At 67.4% G+C, this 15,607-nt stretch carries 20 protein-coding genes; all 20 read right to left on the bottom strand.

The window, feature by feature from the left end; translation table 11 throughout:
• Positions 1-31 precede the first annotated feature (31 nt).
• Positions 32-394 carry an STAS domain-containing protein gene (locus BST17_RS03720; RefSeq protein ID WP_083055571.1) on the bottom strand — a complete coding sequence of 121 codons (363 nt, stop codon included), beginning with the start codon at positions 392-394 and terminating at the stop codon, positions 32-34.
• A complete protein-coding gene (locus BST17_RS03715; RefSeq protein WP_083055570.1) occupies positions 387-1,505 on the bottom strand; it encodes a glycosyltransferase in 1,119 nt (372 codons plus the stop codon). The genes BST17_RS03720 and BST17_RS03715 overlap by 8 nt, the downstream gene beginning before the upstream one ends.
• Positions 1,505-2,209, bottom strand: a complete 705-nt coding sequence (locus BST17_RS03710) for a glycosyltransferase family 2 protein (protein WP_083055569.1) — start codon at positions 2,207-2,209, stop codon at positions 1,505-1,507. The genes BST17_RS03715 and BST17_RS03710 overlap by 1 nt, the downstream gene beginning before the upstream one ends.
• Positions 2,206-3,567, bottom strand: a complete 1,362-nt coding sequence (locus BST17_RS03705; protein ID WP_083055568.1) for a bifunctional PIG-L family deacetylase/class I SAM-dependent methyltransferase — start codon at positions 3,565-3,567, stop codon at positions 2,206-2,208. The genes BST17_RS03710 and BST17_RS03705 overlap by 4 nt, the downstream gene beginning before the upstream one ends.
• Entirely contained in the window at positions 3,560-4,555 is a 996-nt protein-coding gene (locus tag BST17_RS29190; RefSeq protein ID WP_083055567.1) for an acyl-CoA dehydrogenase family protein, read from the bottom strand. Before BST17_RS29190 ends, BST17_RS03705 begins: the two co-directional genes overlap by 8 nt.
• Before the next feature lie 42 nt (positions 4,556-4,597).
• Positions 4,598-5,236, bottom strand: a complete 639-nt coding sequence (locus BST17_RS03695) for a helix-turn-helix transcriptional regulator (RefSeq protein WP_083055566.1) — start codon at positions 5,234-5,236, stop codon at positions 4,598-4,600.
• Positions 5,237-5,317: 81 nt separating this feature from the next.
• Positions 5,318-7,084: a signal peptide peptidase SppA gene (gene sppA / locus BST17_RS03690; protein WP_083055565.1), complete on the bottom strand. Its 1,767-nt coding sequence runs from the start codon at positions 7,082-7,084 to the stop codon at positions 5,318-5,320.
• A 164-nt stretch (positions 7,085-7,248) separates the two neighbouring features.
• Positions 7,249-7,692, bottom strand: a complete 444-nt coding sequence (rplO, locus tag BST17_RS03685) for a 50S ribosomal protein L15 (protein ID WP_083055564.1) — start codon at positions 7,690-7,692, stop codon at positions 7,249-7,251.
• Positions 7,693-7,694: 2 nt separating this feature from the next.
• Entirely contained in the window at positions 7,695-7,877 is a 183-nt protein-coding gene (rpmD, locus tag BST17_RS03680) for a 50S ribosomal protein L30 (protein ID WP_083055563.1), read from the bottom strand.
• 2 nt (positions 7,878-7,879) lie between these two features.
• On the bottom strand, positions 7,880-8,545 hold the full coding sequence (gene rpsE, locus BST17_RS03675) for a 30S ribosomal protein S5 (RefSeq protein WP_081843412.1): 666 nt from the start codon (positions 8,543-8,545) through the stop codon (positions 7,880-7,882).
• Positions 8,546-8,570: 25 nt separating this feature from the next.
• The gene (gene rplR, locus BST17_RS03670; RefSeq protein ID WP_109749978.1) at positions 8,571-8,978 is read right to left on the bottom strand and encodes a 50S ribosomal protein L18; all 408 of its coding nucleotides are present in this window, start codon (positions 8,976-8,978) and stop codon (positions 8,571-8,573) included.
• Between the two features lie 3 nt (positions 8,979-8,981).
• Positions 8,982-9,521, bottom strand: coding sequence for a 50S ribosomal protein L6 (gene rplF, locus BST17_RS03665; RefSeq protein WP_083055561.1), 540 nt, complete (start codon positions 9,519-9,521; stop codon positions 8,982-8,984).
• 12 nt (positions 9,522-9,533) lie between these two features.
• Complete coding sequence (rpsH, locus tag BST17_RS03660) at positions 9,534-9,932, bottom strand: 30S ribosomal protein S8 (protein ID WP_019510997.1); 399 nt, start codon at positions 9,930-9,932, stop codon at positions 9,534-9,536.
• A gap of 71 nt (positions 9,933-10,003) precedes the next feature.
• A complete protein-coding gene (locus BST17_RS03655) occupies positions 10,004-10,189 on the bottom strand; it encodes a type Z 30S ribosomal protein S14 (RefSeq protein ID WP_019510998.1) in 186 nt (61 codons plus the stop codon).
• A 3-nt stretch (positions 10,190-10,192) separates the two neighbouring features.
• Positions 10,193-10,765 carry a 50S ribosomal protein L5 gene (gene rplE, locus BST17_RS03650; protein ID WP_083055560.1) on the bottom strand — a complete coding sequence of 191 codons (573 nt, stop codon included), beginning with the start codon at positions 10,763-10,765 and terminating at the stop codon, positions 10,193-10,195.
• Between the two features lie 2 nt (positions 10,766-10,767).
• Complete coding sequence (gene rplX / locus BST17_RS03645; RefSeq protein WP_019511000.1) at positions 10,768-11,085, bottom strand: 50S ribosomal protein L24; 318 nt, start codon at positions 11,083-11,085, stop codon at positions 10,768-10,770.
• Positions 11,086-11,454, bottom strand: coding sequence for a 50S ribosomal protein L14 (gene rplN / locus BST17_RS03640; protein ID WP_018601827.1), 369 nt, complete (start codon positions 11,452-11,454; stop codon positions 11,086-11,088).
• A gap of 230 nt (positions 11,455-11,684) precedes the next feature.
• Positions 11,685-12,497, bottom strand: a complete 813-nt coding sequence (locus tag BST17_RS03635; protein ID WP_083055671.1) for a formylglycine-generating enzyme family protein — start codon at positions 12,495-12,497, stop codon at positions 11,685-11,687.
• A gap of 35 nt (positions 12,498-12,532) precedes the next feature.
• Positions 12,533-13,225 (bottom strand): hypothetical protein, encoded by a 693-nt coding sequence (locus BST17_RS03630; protein WP_083055672.1) that lies wholly within the window; start codon positions 13,223-13,225, stop codon positions 12,533-12,535.
• 8 nt (positions 13,226-13,233) lie between these two features.
• Complete coding sequence (locus BST17_RS03625; protein WP_083055559.1) at positions 13,234-15,585, bottom strand: arylsulfatase; 2,352 nt, start codon at positions 15,583-15,585, stop codon at positions 13,234-13,236.
• Positions 15,586-15,607: the final 22 nt, after the last annotated feature.

Below are 15,607 nucleotides of genomic sequence, written 5' to 3'. Positions count from 1 at the left end.
CTCTGTGAGCTGTGCCCGGTCGTTCGGACGGCTAAACGCCTCCGCTGGTCACCGCGTCGATCGCCTCGTCGAGGTTGGCGTACAGCCCGACGACATCGGCGATCCCCACCAGTTTGAGCGGACGGCTGGTCGCTGGTCCGTCGGCGACGACGGCGAACCGGATCGCCGGGGTGATATCGGCGTGGGCAGCCATCAGCACACCCATCCCGGTGGAGGACAGGAAGTCCACCGCGAGAAGATCGACCACCACCGCGGCGGGCCGGTTGGCAGCGGCGGTGGCGATGGCGGCCTCCAGTTGCGGTGTGGTCACCGAATCCACCGTGCCGGTGACGGCCACCACGGCCACCTCCCCGCGACGGTGCTCCTCGATGTCGCAGTGCACTCCGCTAGCCATCGAAGCCTCCCATGCATCCGTGCGAAGCTCGCATCATCGGCACCTCCAGTCCGTTCGAACGTTTTGCGGCGGAGAGCAACTTCTCGTAGTTGTCCACCGTCAGGTCATGGGTCAAGTGCGCGCGCGCCGACTCGGCCACCAGACGCCGGTCGGTTGCGGCAACGGTCTCGACGGCTGCAGCCAGCCGGCCGGCCGCGCCCGGACCGGGATCCACCAGCACCCCGCCCGAGCCGAGGACAACCTCGGGCAGACCGCCGCGGCGCAAGCCGACCACCGGCGTACCGCACATCTGGGATTCCGCGGCCACCAGGCAGAACGGCTCCTCCCAGCGGGGCGTCACCAATGTCGCCAGGCTGCTGCCGTACAACTCGGCCAACCCGGAGTCGTCGACTGCACCGACGTACTCGACACCGTCACCCAGTCGGGGCGCGATCACCTCGTGGAACCAGTCGCCGACTCCGATCGGGCCGGCCAGCCGCAGACCGACGCCCGCATGCCGAGCCGCCCGGATCGCGATGTCGGCGCCCTTGTCAGGGATCAACCGTCCGGCCCAGGCCAGTGCGTCACCGCCGCCACCGAAGGCGAAGACCCCTGGATCGACACCGTTGGCGATGACCTGGACCCGGTCGAGAGTCGCCCACTGCTCGCGCAACGCCGCACTGACCGCCACCATGTGCGAGGACGAACCGGCAAGCCACGCACCCACCTCCATCCACGGGAACGGCGGGGTGTGCAGGGTGGTCACCGTCGGAATCGGCAACACGGTGCTCAACGCCAACGGCAATTGGTGCAGACTCTGGTTGAGAACGATGTCGAAGTCATTCCGAGACAACAGGTCCCGCATCACCGCGAGATATGCCACCTGATCGCTGAGGAAGTCCGGTTCGGGCAGGTTCGGGTCCGACGACGCGATCTGTGATAGCGCAGGAGTATCCGGCATCACGTGCACCCGGTCCGCGAGCGACGGGTCGGTTCCGTGGCGGGCCCACATCTCCACCCAGTGGCCGCGGTCGTGCAGACCGGCTGCGAGCATCGCGGTGAACCGCTCCTGCCCCCCGGCGTAGGGCTGACAGACGGGATTCCGCGACGGGCCGATGACGACGATGCGCATCAGGTTGCCTCCGCGCTCAGTTCGCCCAGGAAAGAGGCGAATCCACCCTGGACCCGGGACTCCGTCCGGCCAGATGTCCGCACACTGGTCTCGTGGGTCGCAACCCAGCGTGACGTCAAGACCCGGATACGCTCGACCAGTCCGACATCCTCTCGGCTCTCCGATTGCCGGAAGCCACCCGCCCGCAGGTACACATCAGCGGTGAAACCCAGATTGGCTCCGTGCACATGGCTGTGCCCCTCGGTCAGGTCGTGTTCACGAAGCCACCGTCGATAGACCTCTGGACTGACGTCAGTCGGGGTCACCGTTCCGATGACGGCGTCATTGCCGTTGCCGGCGAACTCGATCTGCCGGCTCAGCCAGTGCCGCGGCACCACGGTGTCGGCATCCGTACACGCGATCCACAGCGCAGAAGCGTCGATACCCGATGCCGCTGCACGGTCGATGGCATCCGCCGTGCCGGCCTGCCGAGCGGCGCCGACCTGGCATGCGTCACTGCTCAGCAGGCGTGCGCCGAGTTCGAGCGCGACCGCGCCGGTGTCATCGGTACAGCAGTCCAGGACCACCGTGATCCCGCAGGAGATCTCCGGCCTCTCGCTGCGCAGGGCGTCGACCGCGGCGGAGACACTGCCGACGCAGTCGCCGATGCGCTCCTGCTCATCCTGAGCCGGTATCACCACCTCGACATGTCGGATGGCGCTCATGACGCTCCCCGATACTCCCGGTAGACCGAGACCGGTTCGCCCCATACCTCCACGATCAGATCCACATCCTCATATCGGGCCCGCAGCGGGAGATCGAGCAGCGCTGCCGCCTGCTCGTGAACGGCTCTGCCGTCGAGCGGGATTCCGTCCGTCGGGCCGCGCCAATGCGCCAGCACGATCTCGCCGCGGGCGGTCAGATTCCGGCGCACCGCCCGCAGCGTCGCCGTCAGGTCCGGACCGTCGAGGAAATAGCCGATCTCCGACAGAATGATCGCGTCGAACGTTTCGTCCGGTAGGTCTCGCGGAGCCGCGCCGCAGATCCAGCGCACCGCGTCGGTTCGACGGCGCGCCACGGCCAGTGCGCGTTCGCTGGCGTCGATCGCGACGACCGTGTCCGCGCGACCGGTCAGCTCCTCGGACAGTTGACCGGTAGCGCACCCGACCTCGAGGACGCGCTGATAGCGCTCGCGACCCAGACAAGCCAAGACCAGGGACAGACGACGCCGCTCGTAGGCGAAATCGTCCAGGTGCCAAGGATCTTCTTCGCCTCCGGCCAACATCGCGTCGAACGGCTCTGCGACGTCGCTGCGGTCGCGCCCGCCGTCGACCTCGCCGACGACGCGGGCCGCCAGAACCGGATCCTGCGGGATCAGCACGGTCTCGAACACCCGATGCGCACGCCGAAGGACCGCGGGCCCCACGATCGGTCGGTCGTCTCGGGCGGTCAACTGACTCGTGTAACAGTCGATCGCAGATGCCTTCGAGCGCAGCGCCGCCAGCGAGGGCGACAGCGTCCGCAACCGGGACCAGTCCACATCGGCCGGAGTCGCCCAGTGCCACAGCCAGATCGGATAGTGCAGTAGCACGGCGTCATTCTCGCGGGCCACGCCGGCCGCCACCCGTGCGGCCGCCTCGTGATCGGAATGCCCATCACATTCGACGGGGGCGAAAACCACCGTGTCGGCATCGATCAGCTTCCCAAGCGACTCCGCCAGATCGGGCGCGGCCCCGTCCAAACCGCCGTCGGGCAGGTCGCACCACACCGCGGACATCTCGGAGCCCAGCGTCGCAATGGCGCGGTCCCCCTCGGTGCGACGGGGCGTGGAACGCGGCCCGCTGCCGCCGTGGGTGGCAAACACCACAGTGACATCGACATTGCGTGCGCTCAGATCCGCCAAGGTCGCTCCGAGTGCGAGCGTCTCGTCGTCAGGATGCGGCGCCACGACGACAACCCGCGAGCACCCCTTGACGATGGCCGACAGATCGAGCCTGGGAACGCCGTCCCACCCGGGCGCGAGCAGCCACGTCGCCTCGTCGGTCCCGTCGTCCCGATGGGTGAACTGCCGGGCCTCAATCATGGATCTCCTCCTGGTCGGCAATGCAGAGCTCGCCCAGATACGCGAGATCGCGTGGACCGTGATGCTGGCGTAGATAGACACCGAGATCGGCCACCCGACGGGCGTACTGCTCGTCGCCGACCAGCGGCCCCGGCCCGAGCAGATGGCCGGCTGTCCGCAACGTGTTCTCACATGTGCGGGCCACGACAGCCCGCACCCGTTGTGCCAGCAGCCCAGGGGAACCGGTGCCGGCATCCACGGCCTGCGCGGCGTACGAAAGGCAGGTGGCAGCGGCGAACATCTCCTCGTCCACACCACCGAGCTGCGCGGCCGCTATCGGCTGCACGGCCCGCCTGGTGACATGTCGTAACATCTGCGCACGCAACGCCAACGCCACACCGAACCAGACCGCAGCGACTCCGATTCCGCCCCAGGCGAATCCAGGCCGGTCGACGTACCAGCCGGAACCACCGAGCGGCGTCGCCGGCAGTTGGTCCACCGCGATGGGTCCGCTCGGTATCAATGCCAGTCCACGTGAAACCCATTGCGTAGGAATCACTTCGACGTGACGCGGATCTAGCCTCACGGCAAAGGCGCGCTGGCCCCCGTCGGGAGCCTCGGCCGTGACCACTGCGTGCGAAAGGCGGCCGGCCAGCGAGCACCACGGCTTGGTCCCGGACAGCAACCAGCCGTCGGCGCCCTGCCGTGCGCTCAACGCGAAGCCCGGCGCGTGTGCGGCGTACACACCCCAGGTCGAGCCGTCGTCGACAGGTGCCCCGGCCTGGTCCAGGATCGCCAGTGCATCCAGGTGGGGCTCGACGATGCGGGCCAGTGATGCATCGACGAAACCCAGTGTCGCCAGCACCTGCAGATACTCGAATGTCCTGCCTCCGCCGGGCCGATGGGCGGACAGATGCGTGGCGATCCTCAACGCAGCGGACACCTCGATCGGCCTGTCGGTGGGCACCGACAGGCTTTCCTGCAGATGTCGATCGACGAGGTCCAGCACTACGTCGATTCAACGCGGCCGTGCCGCCGCCGGGCTACACCCTTAGGGGTGTATCCGCGTCTCTTCGGGTCGGAAATTGTGCGTGACCCCCCAGGCGACGGCCTGCGATCGCCGCGTCACCCCGAGTTTGCGGTAGGCCGAGCGCACGATCGACTTCACCGTGTTGATGGACAGGTAGCAGGATTCGGCGATCTCGTTGTTGGTCCGACCCTGGGTGATCAGCGCCAACACCTCGGCCTCGCGGGCGGACAGCCCCAGATCCTGGCCGGGCCAGGCCATCGGCATCGACATGGTTCCGTCGCCGCGCTCCACCACGGTCTCGCCGGCGTGGATGCGCTCCAGGCAGTCCACCAGCCGGTCCACCGGCAGCGACTTGGCGAGGTAGCCGTGGACTCCGCCGGCCAGCGAGCGATCGATCAGCAATTGGTCGATGTTCCAGGAGTACACCACCACCCGGCCGCCGTGGTTGCGGCCCGTCAGGTCGGTGACGTCCACCCGGTCACCCTGCGCGGCGGCGAAGGTGTCCCAGATGATGATGTCGACATCGGCCTGTACCTCGGTGCGTGCATCGAGTTCGACGATGCGCACGCGGTCTGCATAGGGCCGCAGCAACGCGGCCAGACCCGCGACTATGAGTTCATAGTCGTTGACGATGGCCAGGGTTACCGGCGAACTGCTCACTCAGCCCGCCTTCCGCTCGACCGTCTTCGCCGCGATAACGATAGACCCATCCGGCGCAGGCCATCACACGGTAGGCCAAGTTCAGAACCGGTGCTCGCCCAACCACATGGCGTTCACCCCGGTGAGCGCGCGTTCGGCCTGATCGAAGACCCCCACCACCGACTGGCCCAGCAGTGCTCCGACCGCCTGCGGCAGGGATGCCGCCGCCGGCTGCGAGGATGGCTTGGGGCGCAACATGTCCAGCACCGACGAGCCCGGATAGTTGAGCACCCGCACCTGCGCGTCGGCGCCCAGTCCGGCACGCTCCTTGGCGCGCTCGACGGCCGTGTGCAGGCCACCCAGGGTGTCGACCAGGCCGCGCTCGGCGGCGTCGGCTCCGGTCCACACGCGACCGCGGGCGACGGCCTCGACCGCCTCGGTGGTCATGTTGCGGCCCTGGGCAACCCGCTCGACGAAGTCGGTGTAGAACAGGTCGGCTTCCGCTTCGACCTGGGCGTGCTGCTCCGGGGTGAACGGTGCGTCGGCCGACCAGGCGTCGGCATTGGCGTTGGTGCGCACCGTGTCCGACCCGATGCCGAGCTTGTCCTTGAGCTCGCGCGAGATCAGCTTGCCGGTGACCACGCCGATGGACCCGGTGATGGTGCCTGCGTTGGCGACGATCTCATCAGCTGCCATCGAGACGTAGTAGCCGCCCGATGCCGCGACCGAGCCCATCGATGCGACCACGATCTTGCCGGCCTCCCGCGCCCGCACCACCTCGCGCCAGATCGTCTCCGAGCCCGTCACCGAGCCGCCGGGACTGTCGACGCGCAGCACGATCGCGGCCACCTCGTCATCCGCGGCCGCTTCGCGCAGGGCGGCGGCGATGGTGTCACCGCCGGCACTGGAATTACCGAACGGCAGCACCTGCGGTCCGCCGCGGCCGCTGACGATCGGTCCGTGCAACGTGACCACGGCGATCGCGGGCCTCTTGCGGCCCGGGAGGGGCGGAACCGGTGTAGCGGCGCCGGCCCGGGCGTAGCGGGACAGATACATCCGCGGCGCGGTATCGGCACCGTCGGCGGTCGCGGCGGCGCCGGCCAGTGCGCTCATCCGCGCGTAGGCCTCGTCCCGGAAGCCGATGCGGTCGATCAGGCTGGCGGACAGGGCTTCATCGCGCAGCAGCGGCGCCTTGTCGGCGAGCAGGTCGACGGTGGCGACCTCGAGCCCACGGGCGGCGGCCACCGCGTCGAGCACCTGCCGATGCAGACTGCCGATCATGGCGGCGTCGGCTTCCCGATGGGCGTCGGTGTAGCTGTTCTGCGTGAAAAGGTTTGCCGCGGACTTGTATTCGCCACGCGCGACGAACTGCGCCTCGATCCCGGCCTTGCCGAGCGCGTCGCGCAGGAACAGTGCGCTGGTGGCGAATCCGATCAGGCCGACGGTGCCCGAGGGCTGCATCCACACCTCGCGGAATGCCGAGGCCAGGTAGTAGGACAGCGTGCCCGGGTAGGTCTCGGCCCACGCCAGCGTCGGCTTCTTCGCGCCGAACGCGGCGATGGCGTCGCGCAGTTCCTGGATCGGCCCGGGTGGGGCGGCGGCCAGTTGCACCCGCCCGATCAGCCCGGCGATCCGGTCGTCCTCGGCGGCCCGGTGGATGGCGGCGACTGCCTGGCGCAGCGTCAAGGGTTTACCGCCCAGGTTGATCAGCGTCAACGGGTCGAAGCCGACGGTCTCGGGCGGGGCAATCTGCAGATCGAGTTCGAGCACGCATCCGCGCGGGACGCCGCCGTGGCGGGCGGTGTCGACCTTGCGGAACAGGTCGCGCACGTCGTCGGGGCCGGGCAGGCTGGGCAACAATCCGAACATCTTTCGAGCCTACCGGCGGGTTTCGGCCCGGCGGGTTCGCCGAGTGTGAAACGTCGACGGCCCTTCGCCCGACTTCCCGACGACGTTTCACACTCGGCGCGTGGACTCCGACAACGCAAAAGGCCCCTGCCGAAGCAGGGGCCTTCTGACGTAAAGCGTGTTTCCTACAGCTCGGTGGCCGAACCGCCCGCGGCGGTGATGGCCTCGCGGGCGCTGCCGCTGAACTTGTTGGCGGTGACATCGACCTTGACGGCCAGCTTGCCGTCGCCGAGCACCTTCACCAGCGAGTTCTTGCGAACCAGGCCCTTGCCGACCAGCTCGTCGACACCGATGGTGCCACCCTCGGGGAACGCCTTGGCGATATCGCCGACGTTGACGACCTCATAGGCGACCCGGAAGCGGTTGCGGAAGCCCTTGAGCTTCGGCAGCCGCATGTGGATCGGCATCTGGCCACCCTCGAACGCCGCGGGGACGTTCTTGCGGGCCTTGGTGCCCTTGGTACCGCGGCCTGCGGTCTTACCCTTGGAGCCCTCACCGCGACCGACACGCGTCTTCTTGGTCTTCGAGCCGGGCGCCGGCTTCAGGTCGTGCAGCTTGATGACACTCATGATTACTGGACCTCCTCGACCGTGACGAGGTGGTGCACGGTCTTGATCAGACCTCGGGTCTGGTCGTTGTCCTCACGGACCACGGACTGGCGGATCTTCCGCAGCCCGAGCGTCCGCAGGCTTTCGCGCTGCTTCCAGCGTGCGCCGATGGTTCCGCGCACCTGGGTGATCTTGAGCTCTGCCATGACTATGCGCTTCCTTCACGAGCCGCCGCGACCGCAACGGCTTCGGCCTCGCGGCGTGCCTTCAGCATGCCGGCCGGGGCCACGTCCTCGATGGACAGACCGCGACGGGCCGCCACCTCTTCGGGACGCTGGATCATCTTCAGCGCGGCAACGGTGGCGTGCACCACGTTGATCGCGTTGTCACTGCCCAGCGACTTGGCCAGGATGTCGTGCACGCCGGCGCATTCCAGCACCGCACGCGCCGCACCACCGGCGATCACACCGGTACCGGGGCTGGCCGGACGCAGCATGACGACACCGGCTGCGGCCTCACCCTGGACCGGGTGGACGATGGTCCCGCCGATCAGCGGAACCCGGAAGAAGTTCTTGCGAGCCTCTTCGACACCCTTGGCGATGGCGGCCGGAACTTCCTTGGCCTTGCCGTAGCCGACACCGACCATGCCGTTGCCGTCACCGACGATGACCAGCGCGGTGAAGCTGAAGCGCCGACCACCCTTGACCACCTTGGAGACGCGGTTGATGGTGACGACGCGCTCGATGTAGTTGCTCTTCTCGCCACGGTCGTCGCCGCGACCGCGACCACCGCGGTCGTCACGTCCCCGGCCGCCGCGATCGCCGCGGCCACCGCGATTGTCCTGCGCCGAACCGGCGCCAGCCTGGTCGGCCATCATGCAGTCCTCTCGTTGTCAGTCATCAGAATTTCAGCCCGCCTTCGCGCGCGGCGTCAGCCAGCGCGGCGATCCGGCCACCGTAGGTGTAGCCGCCACGGTCGAACACGACCGTCTCGACTCCGGCAGCCTTGGCGCGCTCGGCGATCAGCTGACCGACCCGCACGCTCTGTGCCTTCTTGTCGCCCTCGACCGCACGGACATCGGCCTCGATGGACGATGCCGCCGCGACGGTCACGCCGGCCAGGTCGTCGATCAGCTGCACGTGGATGTGCCGCGCCGACCGGTTGACCATCAGACGCGGCGTGTCCGCGGTGCCCTCGACCTTCTTGCGCAGACGCGCGTGACGGCGGATGCGGGCGTTCCGACGGGTCTCGGAGATGTTCTGCCCCACCGGCTTCCGGATGGGAGCTTCAGTCTTCGTGGTAGCCATGGGTTACTTACCTGTCTTTCCGACCTTGCGGCGGATCTGCTCACCCTCGTAACGCACGCCCTTGCCCTTGTACGGGTCGGGGCGACGCAGACGACGGATCACCGCGGCGATCTGGCCGACCTTCTGCTTGTCGATGCCCGTGATCGAGAACTTGGTGGGTGTCTCGACCGCGAACGTGATGCCCTCGGGTGCCTCGATGAGGACCGGATGGCTGTAGCCGAGCGCGAACTCCAGGTTCGAACCCTTGAGCGCGACGCGGTAGCCGACGCCGAAGATCTCCATCTTGCGGGTGTAGCCCTCGGTCACACCGGTGACCAGGTTGGCCACCAGGGTGCGGGACAGACCGTGCAGCGAGCGGCTGCGCCGGTCGTCGTCCGGACGGTCCACCACGATGGCGCCATCGTCGTTGCGCGACACCTGGATCGGCTCGGCGATGTCCAGGGTCAGGGTGCCCTTGGGCCCCTTCACCGAGACGTTCTGGCCTTCGATGGTGACGTCGACCCCGGCGGGAACCGGGACCGGCTGCTTTCCAATACGCGACATGTTCTCGTCCCCCTACCAGACGTACGCGAGGACTTCGCCGCCCACGCCCGATCGAGCTGCCTGACGGTCGGTGAGCAGACCTGAGGACGTGGAGATGATCGCCACGCCCAGGCCGCCGAGCACCCGGGGCAGATTGGTGGATTTTGCATAGACCCGCAGGCCGGGCTTGCTGACCCGGCGCAGGCCGGCGATGGAGCGCTCACGGCTGGGGCCGTACTTGAGCTGCACCACGAGTGCCTTGCCGACCCGAGCATCCTCGGTGCGGTAATCGGAGATGTAGCCCTCGGTCTTGAGGATCTCGGCGATGTTGGCCTTGATCTTCGAGTGGGGCAGAGTCACCTCGTCGTGATACGCCGAATTGGCGTTACGCAGACGCGTCAAGAAGTCTGCGATGGGATCGGTCATCGTCATGACAGCCGGTTCACCTTCCTCGCGGCGGTTCCCAGTCCGGGCCTACCGTGTTAATCAGTAATGAATGCTGGTTACCAGCTGGACTTCTGCACACCGGGCAGCTCGCCCGCATGTGCCATCTCACGCAAGCAGATCCGGCACAGGCCGAACTTGCGGAACACCGCGTGGGGCCGGCCGCACCGGTTGCACCGGGTGTAGGCGCGCACTGCGAACTTGGGCTTCTTGTTGGCCTTGTTGACCAGAGCCTTCTTTGCCATTGCTCAGTTCTCCTTGAACGGGAAGCCCAGAGCGCGCAGCAGCGCACGGCCTTCGTCGTCGTTCGTCGCCGAGGTGACGACGGTGATGTCCATGCCCCGGGGGCGATCGATGGAGTCCACGTCGATCTCGTGGAACACCGACTGCTCGGAAAGGCCGAAGGTGTAGTTTCCGCTGCCGTCGAACTGCTTGGGGCTCAGGCCACGGAAGTCGCGGATACGCGGGAGGGCGATCGAGACCAGGCGGTCGAGGAACTCCCACATCCGGTCGCCGCGCAGCGTGACGCGGGCACCGATCGGCATGCCCTCACGCAGCTTGAACTGTGCGATCGACTTGCGAGCCTTGCGGATCTCGGGCTTCTGACCGGTGATCAGGGCCAGGTCGTTGACGGCGCCGTTGATCAGCTTGGCGTCGCGGGCGGCGTCACCGACACCCATGTTGACGACAACCTTCACCACGCCCGGGATCTGCATCACGTTGGCGTAGTTGAACTCGTTGTTCAGCGCGTCCTTGATTTCCTCGCGGTAGCGCTGCTTGAGCCGCGGCTGCACCTTGGCGGTGTTTTCTACAGTGGTCATTCTCAGATGTCCTTGCCGTTGCGCTTGGAGACGCGAACCTTCTTGCCGGACTCCTCGTCGACGCGGTAGCCGATGCGGGTCGGGTTGCCATCGGAGTCGATGACCATGACGTTGGAGACGTGGATGGGGGCCTCCTGGGTGACGATGCCGCCCGAGGATGCGCCGCGCTCGTTCTGCGACTGCGCGGTGTGCTTCTTGATCCGGTTGACGCCCTCGACGAGGACCTTCTCGCGGGTCGGGTAGGCCTCGATGACCTTGCCCTTGGCGCCCTTGTCCTTACCGGAGATGACGAGCACGGTGTCGCCCTTGTGCACCTTCATTTACAACACCTCCGGGGCAAGCGAAACGATCTTCATGAACTTCTTCTCGCGCAGTTCGCGCCCGACCGGGCCGAAGATGCGGGTGCCACGCGGGTCGTTGTCGTTCTTGATGATGACCGCGGCGTTCTCATCGAACTTGATGTAGCTGCCGTCGGCGCGACGGCGCTCCTTGACGGTGCGCACCACGACCGCCTTGACGACATCGCCACGCTTGACGTTGCCGCCGGGGATGGCGTCCTTGACGGTCGCGACGATGATGTCGCCGATACCGGCATAGCGCCGCGACGAGCCACCGAGAACCCGGATGCAAAGGATCTCCTTGGCACCCGTGTTGTCGGCGACCTTCAGCCGCGATTCCTGCTGAATCACTCGATCTCCTGACCTGGTTTTGTATGCACGCCAGATACCGACCTGGACGTACGCGGTCTTTGTCACTTCAGGGCACGCAGAGCTGACAGGAAAACTGCACAAGCCAGCCGAGGTCTGCCCGAGGCAACCCCTACATACTAGGTGAGCACGTGCTTTGCACCAAATCGCCGCTCACCCCTCTGCGACTTCGGTGAGGATTCGTGCGCTGACCGCACGTAAGCTCACCGACATCACAGGTCAGCGGCGCAGCGGAACCCGATATGGGTGGTCGCGGTATCCCGGGACTGTGGGGATCGCGCCGCCGGCCGGTAGCGGTGACAGTACTCGGGTGCGCACAGGTGCGACCCGCCCTTGAGCGCCTGGCTCACGCCGGGATCGTCGGCGGGCAGACAGCACGGGTTGGGCACCCTGCCGGTGAACTCGCTGCTGGTCCATTCCCAGACGTTGCCGATCATGTCGACCAACCCGAAACCGTTGGGCGGGAACGTTCCGACCGGCGACGTACCCACCCAGCCGGCGGCGCCCTCGTTGTGGAACGGGAACCTGCCCTGCCAGGTGTTGGCCATCGGCGTGCCGTCCGGGCGGGGGTCGTCGCCCCACGGGTAGATGCTCTCGGACCCGGCCCGTGCCGCGTACTCCCACTCGGTCTCGGTCGGCAGCCGCCGCCCCGCCCAGCCGGCATAGGCCAGCGCGTCCGCGTAGGCCACCTGCACGACAGGGTGGTCGGGCATGCCACGGGTCCCCGGTCCGAACGGGTGCCGCCAGCCGGCCCCGGGGGCCCAGTCCCACCATTGCCGCCAGTCGCGCAGATCGACCGGGCCCGGCGTCGGGCGGAAGACCATCGCGCCGGGCTGCAGGTCGGCGGCCGCGACACCCGGGTACAGCGCCGGGTCCAGCGGACGCTCGGCGATCGTGACATAGCCGGTGTCCTCGACGAACCGCGCGAACTGGGCGTTGGTGACGGGGTGCCGCTCGATGGCGAAGGCATCCACGTGCACGGTGCGGACCGGCGCCTCCTCGGGGTAGAAACGGTCCTCCCCCATCCGGAACGCGCCGGCGGGTAACTCGACGAGTTCGGTCACGGAATCCTGACCTCGATGTCCTGCGTCAGCTGCGCGCTGATCGGGTCGAAATCAGCTGTCTCACTCGGCGCTTCGACATGCACAGCGACCAGGTAGGCGCCTCCGGTGGTCGGGATGTGCAGGACCCGGTCGACGTACTCGGTCGCCATCTCGCCGGCGTCGGAGAGGGTCCCCATCAGCTTCTGACCGCTGTAGGCACACAGTTCGGCCGGCAGCACGCTCACCGAGCTGACCGCCGCACGCTCGGTCAGCCGGTCGGCATAGTCGGCGAACGCCGCCTGCGGATCCAGCGTGGTCGCGGCGATGGTCACCCGCGCCGACAGCCCGGTGGGCCCGGTCAGTTGCGCTCCGATGTCACCGGTGCCGCCCTGCATCGACCAGCCGTCGGGTACCGCGATGGTCAGGACCGGTGCCGCGGGATCGGCGATCTGCGCGGTCATGCCCACCGGGGGCCGCTGCGGGAACTCGCACGTCACCGCGCCGGTCGGAACTGGTGTGCTGGTCGGGACGACACCGAAATCCGGGTGCGCGATCGCCGAGGACGGTCCCGCCGGGGTCGTCCCCGGTGTCGAAGGCGGTGTTGCCGCCGAGGTGACCGACGCGGCGGGTACGGCCGTTCCGTCGTCGGCGCGGGTACAGGCCGGCGCCAGCATCGACGCCAGCGCCAGGACCGCCATTCCGGCGCGCATCTCCACGATCAATCCCTCGCAAACGCCCGGGCCAGTTCCCGTTCCACATCGAGGTACGGGGCTCCCGAGATGTCGATGATTCCCTGGGCGATTGTCCCACCGGTGAATGGGAACGGGGCCCGGTACGCGGCGCTGACGGCTTGACCGGGATTGCTGCCGATCTTGATACCCGCCCCGGCCAGGCCGAAGCTCCCCGGGTGGGTCCGCACGCCGTCGCGGGTGGCGACGGCCGTGCCGTCCACGTAGAGCGTCACCGCACCGAGCGGGGTGTGACTGTTCTCGACGGTGCCGGTGCGCTCGTATCGGACCCCCACGATGTGCGCCCCCAGCGGGAGCCCGGCGGTCGAGGACACCGCCTGCTCGTCCTCACCCATGAAGTTGTAGACGTAGTGCAGCTGCCCGCCCTCAACGAAGAGCACATGTCCGCCGTGTCCGGCCCCGTGTTTGAACAGCACGCCCCGGGCGTCACCGGAGTCGACGGTCACCTCGACGAACACCGAGAACGACCGGCCGCGCAGTTCCGGCGCTGCGCCACTGCCGACTTCGGCATTCTCGGGGTAGAAGGCGTAGCTGGTGCGCTCCCCGGAAAGATACGGACGCCACCGGCTCAGCGTCTCGAAGATGTTGAGGTCGCCCAGCGGAAGACCGTTGTACTTGGCGGCCTCGTCGAACCAGAGCTGTTGCAGCTCAGCCAGTTTCTCCGGATACGTGGCCGCCAGATCACGGCACTGGCTGCGGTCGGATTCGATGTGGAACAGCTCCCAGCGATCGGCATCGAAGTGACTCCAGCCGGCCGGACTGGCCGCGTGCACCGTGCCGGCGAACCAGCCGTCGTACCAGATGCCCCGGGTGCCCAGCATGCCGTAGTACTGGATGCGCTTGTCGGACTTGATATTCGCGTCCTTCAGCGTGGCGGCGAAACTGATGCCGTCCAACGGCTGCTGGGCGATGCCGCCGACCTCATCCGGCGGCGTCACGCCCAGCAGCTCATACACCGTGGGCGTGATATCGCAGACGTTGACATAGTTGTCGCGGACCTCGCCGCGCGCGTCGATACCGTCGGGCCAGGAGATGATCGCGCTGTCGGCGATGCCACCCTCGTGCGAGGCGTACCGCTTGTAAAGCTTGTACGGCGTATTGAACGCCATCGCCCAACCGATCGGATAGTGGTTGAACGTCTGCGGCCCGCCCAGGACATCGAGATACCCCATGCTCTCCTCGACGGTGTCGATATAACCGTTGAAGAACTTGCCCTCGTTGACCGTACCGTTGGGGCCTCCCTCACCGCTGGCGCCGTTGTCCGAGATCACCACGATGACGGTGTTGTCCAATTGGCCGGACTCATCGAGGTAGTCGAGGATCCGACCGATCTGGGCGTCGGTGTAGGACAGGAAGCCGGCGAACACCTCGGCCATCCGCGCGAACAGTCGCTTCTCGCTGTCATCGAGGCTGTCCCACGGCCGCACCGTGTCCTGCGCCGGCCACGATTCACCGTTGGGCCCCTTGACATCCAGGTAGGGGTTGATCGGAGACAACTCGGTGTCGGCCGGGACGATCCCGAGGCGCTTCTGATTCTCCAGGACGATCTCCCGGTAGCGCTCGTAGCCCATGTCGAAGGTGCCGCTGTAGCGATCGGCCCATTCGGTGAACACATGGTGCGGTGCGTGTCCGGCACCCGGGCACAGGTAGGTGAACCACGGCTTGTCCGGGGCGATCACCTTGGCATCTTTGATGAACTCGATGGTCCGGTCGGCCAGATCCTTGGAGAGGTGATACCCCTCCTCCGGCCCCGCCGGAGGAGGCACCGGATGGTTGTCGTACACCAGCTCGGGATACCACTGATCGGTCTCACCGCCCAGGAAGCCGTAGAACCGCTCGAACCCGCGACCGAGCGGCCAGTGCCGCTTGGTGGCGGCCAGATTCGACTCCTCAAGCGGGGTCAGGTGCCATTTGCCGACGGCGTAGGTGTTGTACCCACGCTCGGCGAGCACCTCCGACAACAGCGCGGTGTCCCGCGGGATCCGTCCGTTGCAGTTCGGGAACCCGTCGGTGAACTCCTCGATGGTCGCCATCCCGACGGTGGTGGCGTTGCGGCCGGTGAGCAACGCCGCGCGAGTCGGTGAGCACAGCGCCGTGGTGTGGAACTGGGACAATCGCACGCCCTTGTCGGCGATGCGGGTCATCGCGGGCATGTCGACCAGACCGCCGAAACAATCCCAGGTGGCGATGCCGATATCGTCCCAGACCAGGTACAGCACGTTCGGTGCGCCGGCGGGGGCGGTGGGCGCGGCATACGGCCCCCAGTCTGCCTCCGAGTCGCGGATGTCGAGTGCGATCGTGCCCTGGAATTCAGCGGTCATCGGCCCTCCCGGGTTAGGCGTC

Origin of the sequence: Mycolicibacterium bacteremicum (genome assembly GCF_002086115.1) — a bacterium.
Taxonomy (GTDB): Bacteria; Actinomycetota; Actinomycetes; order Mycobacteriales; family Mycobacteriaceae; genus Mycobacterium; species Mycobacterium bacteremicum.
Note: the sequence above shows the minus strand (reverse complement) of the source record. Positions and strands in the feature narration are given on the sequence as shown.

Excerpts from the sequence above, each read along its gene's own strand:
- BST17_RS03625 (WP_083055559.1), bottom strand. The coding sequence starts at position 15,585 with ATGACCGCTGAATTCCAGGGCACGATCGCACTCGACATCCGCGACTCG.
- BST17_RS03720 (WP_083055571.1), bottom strand. The coding sequence starts at position 394 with ATGGCTAGCGGAGTGCACTGCGACATCGAGGAGCACCGTCGCGGGGAG.
- rpsH (WP_019510997.1), bottom strand. The coding sequence starts at position 9,932 with ATGACGATGACCGATCCCATCGCAGACTTCTTGACGCGTCTGCGTAAC.
- rplE (WP_083055560.1), bottom strand. The coding sequence starts at position 10,765 with ATGACCACTGTAGAAAACACCGCCAAGGTGCAGCCGCGGCTCAAGCAG.
- rplX (WP_019511000.1), bottom strand. The coding sequence starts at position 11,085 with ATGAAGGTGCACAAGGGCGACACCGTGCTCGTCATCTCCGGTAAGGAC.
- BST17_RS03705 (WP_083055568.1), bottom strand. The coding sequence starts at position 3,567 with ATGATTGAGGCCCGGCAGTTCACCCATCGGGACGACGGGACCGACGAG.
- rplO (WP_083055564.1), bottom strand. The coding sequence starts at position 7,692 with ATGAGTGTCATCAAGCTGCACGACCTGAAGCCGGCGCCCGGCTCGAAG.
- BST17_RS03630 (WP_083055672.1), bottom strand. The coding sequence starts at position 13,225 with ATGCGCGCCGGAATGGCGGTCCTGGCGCTGGCGTCGATGCTGGCGCCG.
- BST17_RS03715 (WP_083055570.1), bottom strand. The coding sequence starts at position 1,505 with ATGCGCATCGTCGTCATCGGCCCGTCGCGGAATCCCGTCTGTCAGCCC.
- rplF (WP_083055561.1), bottom strand. The coding sequence starts at position 9,521 with ATGTCGCGTATTGGAAAGCAGCCGGTCCCGGTTCCCGCCGGGGTCGAC.
- BST17_RS03710 (WP_083055569.1), bottom strand. The coding sequence starts at position 2,209 with ATGAGCGCCATCCGACATGTCGAGGTGGTGATACCGGCTCAGGATGAG.
- rpsE (WP_081843412.1), bottom strand. The coding sequence starts at position 8,545 with ATGGCCGACCAGGCTGGCGCCGGTTCGGCGCAGGACAATCGCGGTGGC.
- BST17_RS03655 (WP_019510998.1), bottom strand. The coding sequence starts at position 10,189 with ATGGCAAAGAAGGCTCTGGTCAACAAGGCCAACAAGAAGCCCAAGTTC.
- sppA (WP_083055565.1), bottom strand. The coding sequence starts at position 7,084 with ATGTTCGGATTGTTGCCCAGCCTGCCCGGCCCCGACGACGTGCGCGAC.
- BST17_RS03635 (WP_083055671.1), bottom strand. The coding sequence starts at position 12,497 with ATGGGGGAGGACCGTTTCTACCCCGAGGAGGCGCCGGTCCGCACCGTG.
- rpmD (WP_083055563.1), bottom strand. The coding sequence starts at position 7,877 with ATGGCAGAGCTCAAGATCACCCAGGTGCGCGGAACCATCGGCGCACGC.
- rplR (WP_109749978.1), bottom strand. The coding sequence starts at position 8,978 with ATGGCTACCACGAAGACTGAAGCTCCCATCCGGAAGCCGGTGGGGCAG.